Origin of the sequence: Elioraea sp. (assembly GCF_051860475.1) — a bacterium.
GTDB lineage: Bacteria > Pseudomonadota > Alphaproteobacteria > Acetobacterales > Acetobacteraceae > Elioraea.
Map to the genome: position 1 here is coordinate 43,834 of NZ_JBHYDW010000014.1, position 13,682 is coordinate 57,515.

Annotated in this window: 12 protein-coding genes and 1 pseudogene; 7 read left to right on the forward strand and 6 right to left on the reverse strand. The window is 73.2% G+C overall.

Annotated elements, in window-relative coordinates; translation table 11 throughout:
* Positions 1-20 precede the first annotated feature (20 nt).
* The gene (locus ACTIFU_RS04725) at positions 21-881 is read left to right on the forward strand and encodes a shikimate dehydrogenase family protein (protein ID WP_439577136.1); all 861 of its coding nucleotides are present in this window, start codon (positions 21-23) and stop codon (positions 879-881) included.
* A 226-nt stretch (positions 882-1,107) separates the two neighbouring features.
* Here ACTIFU_RS04725 and ACTIFU_RS04730 read toward each other — a convergent pair whose 3' ends face one another.
* Together ACTIFU_RS04730 and ACTIFU_RS04735 are read right to left on the reverse strand one after the other, a co-directional pair.
* Positions 1,108-2,505 (reverse strand): aminotransferase, encoded by a 1,398-nt coding sequence (locus tag ACTIFU_RS04730; protein WP_439577137.1) that lies wholly within the window; start codon positions 2,503-2,505, stop codon positions 1,108-1,110.
* Between the two features lie 67 nt (positions 2,506-2,572).
* On the reverse strand, positions 2,573-3,712 hold the full coding sequence (locus ACTIFU_RS04735) for a glycosyltransferase family 4 protein (protein WP_439577138.1): 1,140 nt from the start codon (positions 3,710-3,712) through the stop codon (positions 2,573-2,575).
* A 46-nt stretch (positions 3,713-3,758) separates the two neighbouring features.
* Between ACTIFU_RS04735 and ACTIFU_RS04740 the strand changes: the two genes are divergently transcribed.
* A complete protein-coding gene (locus ACTIFU_RS04740) occupies positions 3,759-4,514 on the forward strand; it encodes an alpha/beta fold hydrolase (RefSeq protein ID WP_439577139.1) in 756 nt (251 codons plus the stop codon).
* Here ACTIFU_RS04740 and ACTIFU_RS04745 read toward each other — a convergent pair.
* Positions 4,464-5,357 (reverse strand): SDR family NAD(P)-dependent oxidoreductase, encoded by an 894-nt coding sequence (locus ACTIFU_RS04745; RefSeq protein WP_439577140.1) that lies wholly within the window; start codon positions 5,355-5,357, stop codon positions 4,464-4,466. The genes ACTIFU_RS04740 and ACTIFU_RS04745 overlap by 51 nt on opposite strands.
* Before the next feature lie 69 nt (positions 5,358-5,426).
* Between ACTIFU_RS04745 and ACTIFU_RS04750 the strand changes: the two genes are divergently transcribed.
* From ACTIFU_RS04750 to ACTIFU_RS04770, 5 genes are read left to right on the forward strand one after another with little or no spacing between them, the layout of a single operon-like run.
* Positions 5,427-6,404 (forward strand): DctP family TRAP transporter solute-binding subunit, encoded by a 978-nt coding sequence (locus ACTIFU_RS04750; RefSeq protein WP_439577141.1) that lies wholly within the window; start codon positions 5,427-5,429, stop codon positions 6,402-6,404.
* Positions 6,401-6,874 (forward strand): TRAP transporter small permease, encoded by a 474-nt coding sequence (locus tag ACTIFU_RS04755; protein WP_439577142.1) that lies wholly within the window; start codon positions 6,401-6,403, stop codon positions 6,872-6,874. The genes ACTIFU_RS04750 and ACTIFU_RS04755 overlap by 4 nt, the downstream gene beginning before the upstream one ends.
* On the forward strand, positions 6,871-8,157 hold the full coding sequence (locus tag ACTIFU_RS04760; protein WP_439577143.1) for a TRAP transporter large permease: 1,287 nt from the start codon (positions 6,871-6,873) through the stop codon (positions 8,155-8,157). The genes ACTIFU_RS04755 and ACTIFU_RS04760 overlap by 4 nt, the downstream gene beginning before the upstream one ends.
* A gap of 25 nt (positions 8,158-8,182) precedes the next feature.
* Complete coding sequence (locus ACTIFU_RS04765) at positions 8,183-8,848, forward strand: cyclase family protein (RefSeq protein WP_439577144.1); 666 nt, start codon at positions 8,183-8,185, stop codon at positions 8,846-8,848.
* Between the two features lie 37 nt (positions 8,849-8,885).
* Positions 8,886-9,749, forward strand: coding sequence for a tetratricopeptide repeat protein (locus ACTIFU_RS04770; protein WP_439577145.1), 864 nt, complete (start codon positions 8,886-8,888; stop codon positions 9,747-9,749).
* A 4-nt stretch (positions 9,750-9,753) separates the two neighbouring features.
* Here ACTIFU_RS04770 and ACTIFU_RS04775 read toward each other — a convergent pair whose 3' ends face one another.
* The 3 genes and pseudogenes from ACTIFU_RS04775 to ACTIFU_RS04785 all read right to left on the reverse strand — a co-directional run.
* Positions 9,754-11,283, reverse strand: a complete 1,530-nt coding sequence (locus ACTIFU_RS04775; protein WP_439577146.1) for a caspase family protein — start codon at positions 11,281-11,283, stop codon at positions 9,754-9,756.
* 64 nt (positions 11,284-11,347) lie between these two features.
* On the reverse strand, positions 11,348-12,817 hold the full coding sequence (locus tag ACTIFU_RS04780; protein WP_439577147.1) for a caspase family protein: 1,470 nt from the start codon (positions 12,815-12,817) through the stop codon (positions 11,348-11,350).
* A 64-nt stretch (positions 12,818-12,881) separates the two neighbouring features.
* Positions 12,882-13,682: pseudogene (locus tag ACTIFU_RS04785) on the reverse strand (hypothetical protein); the annotation flags it as partial.

A 13,682-nucleotide genomic window follows, 5' to 3' on the forward strand; every position in this document is an offset into this window, starting at 1 on the left:
CGGCGGAAAGGGCCCGGAGCATGGCAATCGACGGCACGACGCGTCTCTACGGCATCATCGGCGATCCGGTCGACCGGGTGCGCAGCCCGGGCTTCTTCAACGCGGTGTTCGCGCGGAGCGGGCTGAACGCCACGTTCCTGCCGCTGCACGTCGCCCCGGCCGACCTCGCGGCCGCATGGGACGGGCTGAGGCGCCTGCGCAATCTCGACGGGCTGTCCGTGACCATGCCCCACAAGGCGGCCATGGCGCCGCTGCTGGATCGGCTCGGTCCGAACGCCGCCGCCGTGCGTGCCGTCAATACCGTTCGCCGGGCGGCCGACGGCGCGTGGGAGGGCGAGATGTTCGACGGCGAGGGGCTTGTCGCCGCCCTGCGGGACGCCTCCGTCACGCTTGAGGGCGCGCGGGTGCACCAGCTCGGCGCCGGGGCGGTCGGGCGCGCCATCGCGGTGGCGCTTGCGCGCGCCGGAGCCGGTCCGATCACGCTGATCGACCTCGTGCGCGGGCGCGCCGAGGAGGTGGCGGCAATGGTCGCCCAGGCCGTCCCCGCCGTGCGCATCGCGACCTCCGGCGACCTGGCGGAGGCCGACCTCGTCGTCAACGCGACCCCGCTCGGCCTGCGCGCGGGCGATGCGCTGCCGTTCGATCCTGCCCAGCTGCGGCCCGGCCAGGTGGTGGCCGACGTGATCCCGCAGCCCGAGGTGACACCGCTGCTCGCGGCATCCTCCGCCGCCGGGTGCCGAATCGTCACCGGCAAGGACATGCACGAGGGGCAGGCGCGGCTTGCCGCCGCATTCCTCGGCATCCCGCTTGGTCGTGTCCCCGGGCCTGGGCCCGCGGCCGGACATGAGCCTGTTCGCGGCTCTCGGGCGCGTCCGTGTTGAGGGACATGCGGCGCGAGACAGGGTGTTCCTGATCGTTGAGCACGGCATGGACGGCAACATGCCGCTCGTCGGGCGCATCACCGTCATGCACGCGGGTGCCGTGCGCGAGCATGAGCCGCAACGTGCTGCGCGGTCCTCGGGTCGCGTGACGAATGCCCGCGACACCATCGCGTTCGGTGCGTCGGGCGCGCCGGCTCCCCCTGTTGCCGGGGCCGCCTCGATCGACCTACTCCGCAGCGAGCGCCGGCCGAAGTGTCGCCATCGCGCGATCGAGCCCGCGGCGGAGCCGCGCGCCGATCTCGCGCGCCTCGTCCTCGGTGATGATCAGCGGCGGGGTGAAGGCGATGCGGTCGCCGATCGCGCGCACGATCAGCCCCTCCTCCTCGCAGCCCTGCTGCACCGCGATCCCGGCCTTCAGCGACGGCGGGAACGGCGCGCGCGTGCGCTTGTCGGCCACCACCTCGACGCCGGCGATCAGGCCGACGCCGCGCACGTCGCCGACCAGCGGGTGCGCGCGCGCCTCCTCGAGCGCGGCGAGGAACACCGGCGAGACCCTGCGCACCATCGCGACGATGTCGCGCTCCGCATAGATCTTCAGCGTCTCGACCCCGACCGCGCAGGCGACCGGATGCCCGCCATAGGTGAAGCCGTGGCCGAAGCTGCCGTTCTTCCTGCTGCCTTCGATCAAGGTCTCGTGGATCTCGGCGTTGATCAGCGTCGCACTGAGCGGCTGGTAGGAGGCGGTGAGCTGCTTGGCGCAGGTGAGGATATCGGGCGCGATGCCGTAGGTGTCGCAGCCCCACATGTTGCCGGTCCGGCCGAAGCCGCAGATCACCTCGTCGGCGACGAACAGGATGTCGTGCTTGCGCAGGATCGGCTGGATCAGGTCGAAATAGCCCTTGGGGGGCGTGATCGCGCCGCCGCCCCCCTGCACGGGTTCGGCGAAGAAGGCAGCGATACTCTCCGCGCCCTCCTTCGCGATCAGCGCTTCGAGGTTCTTCGCCATGCGCGCGCTGAACTGCTCCTCGGTCTCACCCTCCTCGTGGAAGCGGTAGTAGTGCGGGTTGTCGATGTGCAGGAACCGGTCGCCGTAGGGCAGGTCGAAATCGGCGTGCATGTGCGGCTGGCCCGAGAGCGAGGCCGCCGCGACCGTGTTGCCGTGATAGCCGCGGATGCGCCCGATCAGCTTCTTCTTGTTCGGCCGGCCGCGCAGGTTGTTGTAGTACCAGATCATCTTGATCGCGGCGTCGTTCGCCTCCGATCCCGAGCACTGGAACGCCGCGCGAGCGAGCGCCCTGCCGTCCTTCGATGCCGGCGCGAGTGCCAGCAGCCGCTCGGCGAGCTCGATCGCCGGCTCGTGCCCCTTCTGGAAGAAGGTGTGGTAGTAGGGCAGCGTCGTGAGCTGCCGGTAGGCGGCATCCGCCAGCCGCTTCTCGCTGAAGCCGAGCGAGGCGCACCAGAGCCCGGCCATCGCCTCGATGTACTCGCGGCCCTCGACGTCCCAGACGCGGCAGCCCTCGCCGCGCGCGACGATCATGCCGCCCTCTCGGTTGAACGCATCGAGGTCGCTCTGCTGGTGCACTAGCGAGGCGATGTCGCGCGCGTGCAGGGAGTTGGGGATCATGGCGTCCTCCTCTCGGCTGTGACCCGCAGTCTCGCGCCAGGGCAGGCGCGTGACAACCTGGGCCCGGTCAGAGCAGCTCGCGGTAGATGTCCAGGGTCGCCGCGCACATCCGTTCGGTGGTGAAGCGGCCGAGCACCGCCTCGCGCGCCCGCGCGCCCAGCGCCGCGCGCGCCGCGTCGTCGAGTGACAGCGCGTGATCGAGTGCGGCGGCCAACGCGTCCGCGTCGCCGGGCAGCACCAGAAAGCCGGTTTCGCCGGGCGAAACGGTCTCCGCTGCCCCGCCATGCGCGGTCGCGACCACCGGGCGCCCCATCGCCTGCGCCTCCACCACGACGCGGCCGAACGCTTCCGGCTCGATCGAGGCGCTCACCGCGACGTCGGCGAGCATCAGCGCGGCCGGCATGTCGGGGCAGTCGCCGACGATGCGCACGCGCCGCCCGAGTCCCAGCCGCTCCGCCAGCGCCTCGAGCCCGGCGCGATAGCCCAGTCGGCCCTGGTCGTCGCCCGCCAGCACCGCGACGGCATCGCGGCGGTGCATGCGCGCGAGCGCCTCGATCAGCACCTCCTGGCCCTTCCAGCGCGTGAGCCGCCCCGGCAGTAGAACGATGGGCGCGTCGTCGGGGATGCGCCAGGCGCGCGCGAGCTTCACGATCCGCTCACCGGAGACGATCGCGGGATCGAAGCGGCGCGGATCGACACCACGCGGAATGATCCGCACGCGCGCGGGATCGGTGCCGTGCCGCGCCATCAGGTGCTCGGCGATGAATCCGCTGATCGCGATCACCCGCTCGCCCGAGGCCATCACGGCGTTGTAGCGGCGCTTGAGCGCGAAGCCTTCGGTGTAGGTGCCGTGATACGTCGTCACCCAGCGCGCGCCGGTGCGGCGGGCGGCCAGACGCGCGCTCCAGGCGGGGGCGCGCGAGCGGGCATGGACGATGCTGACGCGTCGCTCGCGGATCAGCGCGGCGAGCTTCGCGGCGTTGCGCCACATCACCCAGGGGTCCTTGGAGGCGAGCGGCAGGGCGATGTGCTCGGCGCCGCAATGCGTCAGCTCCGGCACCAGCCGCCCGCCGGCGGAGGCGACGAGCGCGCGGAACCCCGCCCGCACCAGCGCCTCGGCAACCTCGATCGTGCCGCGCTCGACGCCACCCGTCTCCAGCATCGGCAGGACCTGGAGCACCGCGGGCGGGAGCGAATCGGCGGACATTCCGTGGCGTGATAGCACGCAGGCCGGATACGGACAGGAGTCCCGGATGGACGGATACGCCATGCTGGAGGGGCCGAACGGACGGATCGCCTACGTGGCGACCCCCGGGCGCGGGCCGACGGTCATGTTCCTCGGCGGCCTGCGCAGCGACATGACCGGCACCAAGGCGACCTTCCTGGAGGCGTGGTGCCGCGCGCGCGGCCAGGCGTTCCTGCGCTTCGACTACACCGGCCACGGTGTCTCGGACGGCCGCTTCGAGGACGGCACGATCGGCGCCTGGTCGGCGGACGCGCTCGCGGCGCTGGATCGGCTGACCGAGGGTTCCGTCGTGCTGGTCGGCTCCTCGATGGGCGGCTGGGCGATGCTGAACGTGGCCCTCGCCCGCCCGGACCGGATCGCCGCGCTGGTCGGCATCGCCGCAGCACCCGACTTCACCGAAGACCTGTTGTGGGACCGCTGGGACGCGGCCACGCGCGCGGCGCTGCTCCGCGACGGCGTGGTGCGCGAGCCGAACCCCTACGATCCGGCGGGCTACGCCTACACGCGCGCACTGATCGAGGACGGGCGGCGGCATCTCTGCCTGCGCGCGCCGCTCCCGCTCGCCTGTCCGGTGCGGCTGCTGCACGGGCAGCGCGACGACGCCGTGCCGTGGCAGACCAGCCTCCGCCTCGCCGACCGCCTCGCCGCCGAGGACGTGCAGGTGACGCTCATCAAGGACGGCGACCACCGGTTGTCGCGCGAGACCGACCTCTCACTGCTGGGCCGCACCCTCGGCGCGCTCCTCGGCGAGGATGGCGGCTAGACCCTCCCGGTAGCTCGGGTAGCGCGGCGTCCAGCCGGTCGTCTCCTTGGTGATCGCATTCGCGACCCTGCGGTTCTCGGCCCAGAACGACAGCGCCATCGGCGACATGCGCCGCGCCGCCTCCTCGAACGGCACTTCGGGCGGTGGCGGCACGCCCAGCAGCCGCGCCGCTTCGGCGATCACCTCGGCCGAGGGCGCGGGCAGGTCATCGGCCCCGTGCAGCACCCGCACGCCAGCGCCCGGGTGCGCCATCGCCGCGAGCACCAGCCCGGCGATGTCGGCGACGTGGATGCGGCTGAAGGCGTGGCCCGGCTTGACGACGCACCGCGCCCGGCCGCCGCGCACCTCATCCAGCGCCGATCGGCCCGGGCCGTAAATGCCGGCGAGCCGGATCAGGTCGAGCGCGGCGCTGCGCCGCGCCGCGACCGCCTCCCACGCCTGCTCGGCCGCGCGGCGGCGCCGGCTGCGGACCTGACCCGGCGCGGGCTCGGTCGTCTCGTCAACCCAGTCCCCGCCGCGATCGCCATAGACGCCGGTGGTCGAGAGATAACCGATCCAGCGCAGCGCGGACGCAGCCGCGATCGCCTCCCGGTGCGCTGCCAGCACCGGATCGCCGGTCTCCTCCGGCGCGGCGGTTGCGAGCAGATGCGTCGCCTCGGCGAGCGCTCGCCCGGGAGTCACGAACCCGACCACACCGATCCCCGTGGCCGCCAGCGCCCGCGCCGCCGGCCGTTCCGGATCGCGCGTGACCACCGAGACCGGCCAGCCGGAGAGGTGCGCCGCGCGTGCCGCCGCACCACCGGTGTAGCCCAGTCCGAGCACGAGAAGACGCCCACTGCCCATGCCACGGTGTTTGACACACCGCGATTGGTTTGCAAATCTCAACGAACCGCGAGGGAGGAAGAACGGTCCATGCGCAGATCATGCCTCGTGCTGCTCGGTGCAGCATTCGCCACCAGCATCACGCTCGCCGTCGAGGCGCAGACCACCCTGCGCTTCGCGCACACCCAGCCGACCAGCGACACGCACCACGCCGCCGCGGTGCACATGGCCGAGCAGGTTGCGCGCGCGACCAACGGCCAGATCCGGATCACCATCCACCCCGCTGGCGAACTCGGCAACGACCCCGCCGTGCTCGAGGGCGTCCGGCTCGGCACGCTCGACCTCGGCCAGACCGGCAATCCGTTCTACACACGGTTCGAACCGAAGCTGAACGCGCTCGACATCCCGTTCCTGTTCGCGAGCCACGACCACGTCTACCGCGTCGTCGACGGCGATGTCGGGCGCGGCCTGCTGGCCGAGCTCGAGAAGCACCGGATGAAGGGGCTCGCGTTCTGGGAGATCGGCTTCCGCAAGATCACCAACAGCCGCCGCCCGATCGTCACGCCCGCTGACCTTCAGGGGCTGAAGATCCGCACCACGCCGAACCCCGCGCATGTCGAGGCGTTCCGGCTCTGGGGCGCCAATCCGACGCCGATGGCCTTCACGGAGGTCTATCTCGCGCTGGAAACGCGCGCCGTGGACGGGCAGGAGAACCCGCTCAACATCATCCGCTCGAACCGGTTCCAGGAGGTGCAGCGCCACCTCTCCTTCACCGACCACGCCTACACGGTCTCGATCGTGTCGATGAACCTGGCGAAGTTCCGCGCCCTCCCCGAAGCGCACCAGAAGGCGCTGGTCGATGCCGCGCGCGAGGCCGCGGCATACCAGCGCCGGCTCAACCGCGAGCAGGAGGGGCAGGACCTCGCCACCATCAAGGCCGCCGGCGTCGAGGTGGTCGAGCGGGTCGATACCGAGGCGTTCCGCCGGCTGGCACTCGAGCCGGTGAAGGCTGCGTTCGTCGCGCAGCACGGCGCGGCGCTGATCGACGCGATCCTGGCGCTGAGGTGATCTCGCCGCGGGCGGCGCGGCGGCTGCTCGGGCGCCTGCTCGACATCGCCGCCGCCGCGCTGCTGCTCGGCGTGCTCGGCGTCACCTGCGCGCAGGTGGCGGCGCGCTACCTGCTCGGCGTGCCGATGCCGTGGGGCGAGGAGCTGACGCGGCTGCTGTTCGTGTGGCTGGTGCTGATCGCGGCGTCGCGCGCGCGCCACATGCGGATCGAGCTCGTCGCGGACCGCGCCCCACCCGGCCTCGCACGCGCGCTGCGCTGGTTCGGGGCCGCCCTCGCTGTCGCGCTGCTCGCGCTGCTGGCCTGGAAGGGGCTCGGCCTGATCGAGCTCACCGCCCATGACCGCTACACCGCGCTCGGGGTCTCGCTGCAATACCTCTACGCGGCGGTCGTGATCGGTGCGGCACTCTGGATCGTCACGATCCTGCTCGACCTGGTGCTGGGGCCGGACGAGGACCGCGCCGGACCATGACGCTTGCCGTGCTGCTGGGTGCAATGCTCGGGCTCGCAGCCCTCGGCGTGCCGCTGGTGTTCGCGCTGCTCGGGGCGTCGCTCACCACGCTGCTGCTGTTCCGGCCCGGCGTGCCGCTGGAAGTCATGCCTCAGTTCTTCGTGGGCGGCATGGACAATTTCGCGCTGCTGGCGATCGCGCTGTTCTTCCTCGCCGGCGAGCTGATGGGTGCGGCAGGCGTCACCGAGCGCATCCTCGGCTTCGCGCGCGCCATGGTCGGCCACATCCGCGGTGGGCTCGCGCAGGTCGGGATCGTCAGCTCCTTCGTGATGGCGGGCATCTCGGGCTCGGCGGTGGCGGACGCGGCCGCGGTCGGCTCGGTGCTGATCCGCTCGATGCGGCGCGCGGGCTATCCGGCCGGCTTCGCCGCCGCGCTGATCGAGACCGCCTCGATCCTCGGCCCCATCATCCCGCCCTCGATCCCGATGATCGTCTATGCGGTGCTCGCCGGCGCCTCGGTCGGCAGCATGTTCCTGGCAGGGATCGTTCCGGGTGTGCTGATCGCGCTCGGCCTCGGGCTGGTCGCGTACTGGCGCGCCGGGCAGCTCGCTCTGCCGCGCGAGCCCCGCGCCACCCTGCCGACCCGACTGCGCGAGACAGGGCGCGCCTCGGCCGCGCTGCTCGCCCCGGTGATCATCGTCGGCGGCATCCGCGGCGGTGCCTTCACGGCGACCGAAGCCGGCGGCATCGCCGCCCTCTACGTTCTGCTGATCGGCGTGCTGGTCTATCGCGGCCTGAGCCTCGGCGGGCTCTGGCGCGCACTCGTGCAGGCGGCGCAGGGGACGGCGTCGGTGCTGGTGATCCTCGGCGCCTCCTCGATCTTCGCCTGGATCATCGCCGACCAGGGCGTGAGCCGCGCCTTCGCCGCCGCGATCACGGGGCTCGACGCCTCGCGCCCGGTGGTGCTGCTGCTGCTCAACCTGCTGTTCTTCGCGATCGGCATGTTCCTCGACCCGATCGCCGCGCTGATCATCCTGGTGCCGATCTTCCTGCCGCTGGTGCAGGGCCTGGGCATCGACCTGGTGCAGTTCGGCGTGATCACGGTGCTGAACCTGATGATCGGGCTGTGCACCCCGCCCGTGGGCTACCTGATCTACATGACCGCGAGCATGGCCGAGGTCTCGCCCACCACGGTGATCCGCGAGTCGCTGCCGTTCCTGGCCGTGCTGATCGCGGTGCTGCTGCTGGTCACCTACGTGCCGGCGGTGACGCTCGCGCTGCCGAGGATCGTCACCGGCCGCTGAGCGCCGGCGCCACGCAAGGAGCCCCATGCGCATCGTCGATCTCACCGTGCCGATCGAACCGCATTTCCGCTGGCCGATGGAGCGGTCGCTGAAATCCGACTTCGCCCGCGGCGACCCGTTCCAGGTGACCTGGCTCGGCCTCGTGGTGCACGGCTTCACCCATATCGACAGCCCGCGCCATATGGTCCCCGGCGGACCGACCTCGAGCGAGGTGCCGCTCGAGGCGACGATCGGCGAGGCGGCGGTGATCCCGCTCGATGACGCGCCCGACACTGCGCCGATCGACGCGGGCCTGCTCGCCGAGCGCGGCGGGCACATCCGCCCCGGCGACATCGTGCTGCTGCGCACGCGCTGGGACGAGCGCCGCCGCCTGCACAGCCCCGCGTTCTGGACCGAGGCGCCGTGGCTCACGCGCGCGGCCTGCGAATGGCTGCTCGCCCGCCGCATCAAGGCGCTCGCGCCGGACTTCCCGCAGGACTACCCGATCCGGGGCCTGCTCGGCGGGCAGACCGCGCCGATCGCCGAGTTCGTCAGCCACGACGTGCTGCTGCGCAACGGCGTGATCCTGATCGAGTACGTCTGCAATTTCGGCGCGCTCCGCACCGCGCGCCCGACCGTCTATGCCCTGCCGCTGAAGCTGCCCGACAGCGACGGCTGCCCGGCGCGGGTGATCGCGGTCGAACCGGACTGACGCAGGACGGGGCGCCTGCGCTACCATCGCGCTCAGGATGCGACGCCGGCCCACGCCCTGGCTCCCGACCCTGCTTGTGCTGGCTGCGCTCGGCGGAGCGGGTGCCTGGTGGCTCGCCACGCCGGAGCCCGTGCCCGTCGCGGCCGAGCCGGCCGCTGCGCCGCCCGCGGCCGTACCGAGCCCGGAGCCCGCGCCGGCCGCGCAGCCCGGCGGTGTCGCCAGCGGCGGCCCTGACGGCTCGGACTACGAGCGCTGCATGGGGCTGGCCATGGTCGATCCGCCGCTTGCCCATGCGGAAGCGCAGGGCTGGATCGCCGCGGGCGGCGGGGACGCGGCGCGCCATTGCGCGGCGACCGCGCTGATCCAGCTTGGCGAACTGGAACCTGCGGCAGAGATGATCGAGGCACTCGGACGCGACGCGTTCGCCCCGGCCGATGCGCGCGCCGCCCTGCTCGCCCAGGCGAGCGAGCTCTGGCTGTCGGTCGGCCGGCCGGACCGCGCCCATGCCGCGGCGACCATGGGTCTCGCCGCGCGTCCTGACGATCCGGAGCTGCTGGCCGACCGCGCCATCGCCTCGGCGAGCCAGGGGCGGTTCGACGAGGCGGTCGAAGACCTTTCGCGCGTGGTCGACCTGCGCCCCGATCGCGCCGAGGCGCTGGTGCTGCGCGCCTCCGCCTGGCGGCAGGCGGGTCAGCCCGCGCTCGCCGAGGACGACCTCGCGCGCGCGCTCGCCCTCGATCCGGCGAACCCCGAGGCGCTGCTGGAGCGGGGCCTCCTTCGGCGCGACCAGCGCGACCTTGGTGCGGCACGCGCGGACTGGGAGGCGGCGATCCGCACCGCGCCGGACAGTGCTGCCGCAGCGCTTGCACGCGAGCATCTCGCCGCCAACGAGGACGGGTGAGCCGTCACTCCGCCGGCCGCACGCGCACCGTCACGAACAGCCTGCCGTCAGGCATGGTGTCGATGATGAACCGGTCCTCGCCGTGGAAGCCCGATTTCGGCGTGTAGCGGATGGCTGGGTTGTCGATCGTCACGTCGCCGTTGCGCGGCTGTTCGGTCAGCCAGATCTGGCGGAACGGCGTGCGGTAGATCGGGTCCTGGTACACCGTCAGGCTGCATGCTGCACCGGTGTTGCGCATCTCGATCCGCCCCGGCGCGCCAGCCGCACGATCCATGCCGGCATGGACCACGGTGACGCAGCGCGGATCGGCCGGGGCGCGGGGTACGGCGGGCGCGGTCGGGGGCGGCGCGGGCGGGCGCGCCAGCGCCGCCTGGCGCTCCGGGGTGGGCGCCGGGCTGGGCCGTGGGGTGGGCGGTGGCGCCGCGGCCTGCGGTGGGAGTGTCGGCCGCGCCGCGGGCTGCGGCGGTGCCGCCGGCGGGGTGGGCAGCGGTGTGACCGGCTGCGGTGTGACCGGCTGCGGTGCCGGGGCCTGCTGCGCCGCTGGCGGATCGACCCGCGTGATGCCGCGGGAACCGCCCAGGGCGGCGATCCTGCTGCGCGCAAGGTCCGTGAACACCCCGCTGGGGTAGCGCCGCAGATAGGCGTCGAACTCATCGGGGTTGCGGCTGTCGCGGATGCTCTCCCAGAACAGCCGCTCGGTGGCGGGGTCGGGGCCGGTCGCCTGCGGCACCCCGGTCCGCGGCGGCTCGGTCGGCCGCGCGGCGACGTCCTGCCCGCGGGTTGGCGCTGGGCGGAAGTGGAACTCGCCCTCCAGGCTGGCGTTCTCCCACGGGATCTGCGCGCCGCCCGTGGCCTCGCGCACGGTCTGGCGCACCCGGCCCAGCATCGGCCGCACCTCCAGCCCCTCGGTCTCGATGTGGCGCAGGAGCGCGGCCGTGAACGGGCTGTTCCGTCCCGTCCCGTCCTGCGCCACCGTCCCCGGCGCGGTCGAGAACGCCACCAGCGTGCCTACCGGCCCGCGCACCGCGGCGAGCCCCGCGCCGGCAATGCCGCGCGTGCCCTGCGCGGCGAGGCGCAGGCGGAACGGATTGTCGCGGCAGGCATCAAGGAACAGCAGGATCACGCGCGCCCGGCCCTCGAGCTGCGTTATCACCGCATCGACATCGACGGTCTCGAACGGCAGGTCGCGGTCGGAGCGGATCGAGGCCGAGACCGGGATCAGGTGGTTGCGCCCGGCCACCTCGACCGCGTGGCCGGCGTAGAACAGCATCGCCGCCTCGGCCCCGACGGCGCGGTCGCCGAAGCGGCGGATCGCGCGTTCAAGGCTGATGCGATCGGCGTCCACCACCAGCTCGCTGTCGAAGCCGAGCCGCGTCAGCGCGGCGTGGATGTCGGTCGCGTCGTTGGCCGGGTTCTCAAGCGGTGGCGCCTCGACATAGGCGCCGTTGCCGATCACCAGCGCCACCCGCTGGGCGAGCGCCGGGCTGCCCCAGGAGAGCACGAGCGCAAGCGCCAGGATGAGCCGTGCCAGCATCCGCCACGATTCCGCCACCCTCGCCCGGCCTGGGTCAACCCCAAAACTGCCGCCCGCGGCGGCATCACTCCGCCGGCAGCACCCTTACCGTCACATAGAGCCTGCCATTCGGGATCGTCTCGATCACAAACCGGTCCTCGCCGTGGAAGCCCGGCTTCGGCCGGTATCCCAACCCCGGGTTGGCGATCACGACGTCGCCGCTCTGCGGCTGCACCGAGAGCCAGATGTTGCGGAACTGGACGCCGCTGGCGCGGTTGAACCAGAGCTGGAAGCGGCAGGGCGCGCCGGTGTTGCGCATCTCGATCCGCCCCGGCGCACCGGCGGCGGTGGCCATGCCGGGAGAGATCCGGACGACGCATCCGGGGTCGGCGGGCGGCTGGCGCGCGGGGGGCGGCGTCGGAGGGGTCGCGGGCGGACGGGCGACCCCGGCCTGACGCTGCGGTTGGGGCGGAGGCGGCGACGACGCCGGCGGCGGGGATGGCCGCGACGCCGCAGGTGGCGATGCCGGCGACGGCACGGGCGGGGGTGGCGCGGGCGTGGTCGCCGCGCGCGGCGGGGTGGGCGGCGCCGGCGGCGGTGGCGATGGCGTCAACGCGGCGATCCGCGCGCGGGCGAGATCGGCGAACACGCCATCGGGGAAGCGCCTCAGATACGCCTCGAACTCCGCCGGATTGCGGCTGTCGCGGATGCTCTCCCAGAACAGCCGCTCGACCGGCCGGTCGGTCTCGCGCGGCGCCGGCGGCTCCGGTGTCAGCGCGGCGACCGGTGGGGCCGGCGCGGGCCGTGCGGGGCGGAAGTGGAACTCGCCCTCCAGGCTGGCGTTCTCCCACGGGATCTGCGCGCCGCCCGTGGCCTCGCGCACGGTCTGGCGCACCCGGCCCAGCATCGGCCGCACCTCCAGCCCCTCGGTCTCGATGTGGCGCAGGAGCGCGGCCGTGAACAGGCTGTTCCGTCCCGTCCCGTCCTGCGCCACCGTCCCCGGCGCGGTCGAGAACGCCACCAGCGTGCCTACCGGCCCGCGCACCGCGGCGAGCCCCGCGCCGGCAATGCCGCGCGTGCCCTGCGCGGCGAGGCGCAGGCGGAACGGATTGTCGCGGCAGGCATCAAGGAACAGCAGGATCACGCGCGCCCGGCCCTCGAGCTGCGTTATCACCGCATCGACATCGACGGTCTCGAACGGCAGGTCGCGGTCGGAGCGGATCGAGGCCGAGACCGGGATCAGGTGGTTGCGCCCGGCCACCTCGACCGCGTGGCCGGCGTAGAACAGCATCGCCGCCTCGGCCCCGACGGCGCGGTCGCCGAAGCGGCGGATCGCGCGTTCAAGGCTGATGCGATCGGCGTCCACCACCAGCTCGCTGTCGAAGCCGAGCCGCGTCAGCGCGGCGTGGATGTCGGTCGCGTCGTTGGCCGGGTTCTCAAGCGGTGGCGCCTCGACATAGGCGCCGTTGCCGATCACCAGCGCCACCCGCTGGGCGAGCGCCGGGCTGCCCCAGGAGAGCACGAGCGCAAGCGCCAGGATGAGCCGTGCCAGCATCCGCCACGATTCCGCCACCCTCGCCCGGCCTGGGTCAACCCCAAAACTGCCGCCCGCGGCGGCATCACTCCGCCGGCAGCACCCTTACCGTCACATAGAGCCTGCCATTCGGGATCGTCTCGATCACAAACCGGTCCTCGCCGTGGAAGCCCGGCTTCGGCCGGTATCCCAACCCCGGGTTGGCGATCACGACGTCGCCGCTCTGCGGCTGCACCGAGAGCCAGATGTTGCGGAACTGGACGCCGCTGGCGCGGTTGAACCAGAGCTGGAAGCGGCAGGGCGCGCCGGTGTTGCGCATCTCGATCCGCCCCGGCGCACCGGCGGCGGTGGCCATGCCGGGAGAGATCCGGACGACGCATCCGGGGTCGGCGGGCGGCTGGCGCGCGGGGGGCGGCGTCGGAGGGGTCGCGGGCGGACGGGCGACCCCGGCCTGACGCTGCGGTTGGGGCGGAGGCGGCGACGACGCCGGCGGCGGGGATGGCCGCGACGCCGCAGGTGGCGATGCCGGCGACGGCACGGGCGGGGGTGGCGCGGGCGTGGTCGCCGCGCGCGGCGGGGTGGGCGGCGCCGGCGGCGGTGGCGATGGCGTCAACGCGGCGATCCGCGCGCGGGCGAGATCGGCGAACACGCCATCGGGGAAGCGCCTCAGATACGCCTCGAACTCCGCCGGATTGCGGCTGTCGCGGATGCTCTCCCAGAACAGCCGCTCGACCGGCCGGTCGGTCTCGCGCGGCGCCGGCGGCTCCGGTGTCAGCGCGGCGACCGGTGGGGCCGGCGCGGGCCGTGCGGGGCGGAAGTGGAACTCGCCCTCCAGGCTGGCGTTCTCCCACGGGATCTGCGCGCCGCCCGTGGCCTCGCGCACGGT

Excerpts from the sequence above, each read along its gene's own strand:
- ACTIFU_RS04750 (WP_439577141.1), top strand. The coding sequence starts at position 5,427 with ATGCGCAGATCATGCCTCGTGCTGCTCGGTGCAGCATTCGCCACCAGC.
- ACTIFU_RS04765 (WP_439577144.1), top strand. The coding sequence starts at position 8,183 with ATGCGCATCGTCGATCTCACCGTGCCGATCGAACCGCATTTCCGCTGG.
- ACTIFU_RS04740 (WP_439577139.1), top strand. The coding sequence starts at position 3,759 with ATGGACGGATACGCCATGCTGGAGGGGCCGAACGGACGGATCGCCTAC.
- ACTIFU_RS04730 (WP_439577137.1), bottom strand. The coding sequence starts at position 2,505 with ATGATCCCCAACTCCCTGCACGCGCGCGACATCGCCTCGCTAGTGCAC.
- ACTIFU_RS04760 (WP_439577143.1), top strand. The coding sequence starts at position 6,871 with ATGACGCTTGCCGTGCTGCTGGGTGCAATGCTCGGGCTCGCAGCCCTC.
- ACTIFU_RS04725 (WP_439577136.1), top strand. The coding sequence starts at position 21 with ATGGCAATCGACGGCACGACGCGTCTCTACGGCATCATCGGCGATCCG.
- ACTIFU_RS04780 (WP_439577147.1), bottom strand. The coding sequence starts at position 12,817 with ATGCTGGCACGGCTCATCCTGGCGCTTGCGCTCGTGCTCTCCTGGGGC.
- ACTIFU_RS04770 (WP_439577145.1), top strand. The coding sequence starts at position 8,886 with ATGCGACGCCGGCCCACGCCCTGGCTCCCGACCCTGCTTGTGCTGGCT.
- ACTIFU_RS04735 (WP_439577138.1), bottom strand. The coding sequence starts at position 3,712 with ATGTCCGCCGATTCGCTCCCGCCCGCGGTGCTCCAGGTCCTGCCGATG.
- ACTIFU_RS04745 (WP_439577140.1), bottom strand. The coding sequence starts at position 5,357 with ATGGGCAGTGGGCGTCTTCTCGTGCTCGGACTGGGCTACACCGGTGGT.
- ACTIFU_RS04775 (WP_439577146.1), bottom strand. The coding sequence starts at position 11,283 with ATGCTGGCACGGCTCATCCTGGCGCTTGCGCTCGTGCTCTCCTGGGGC.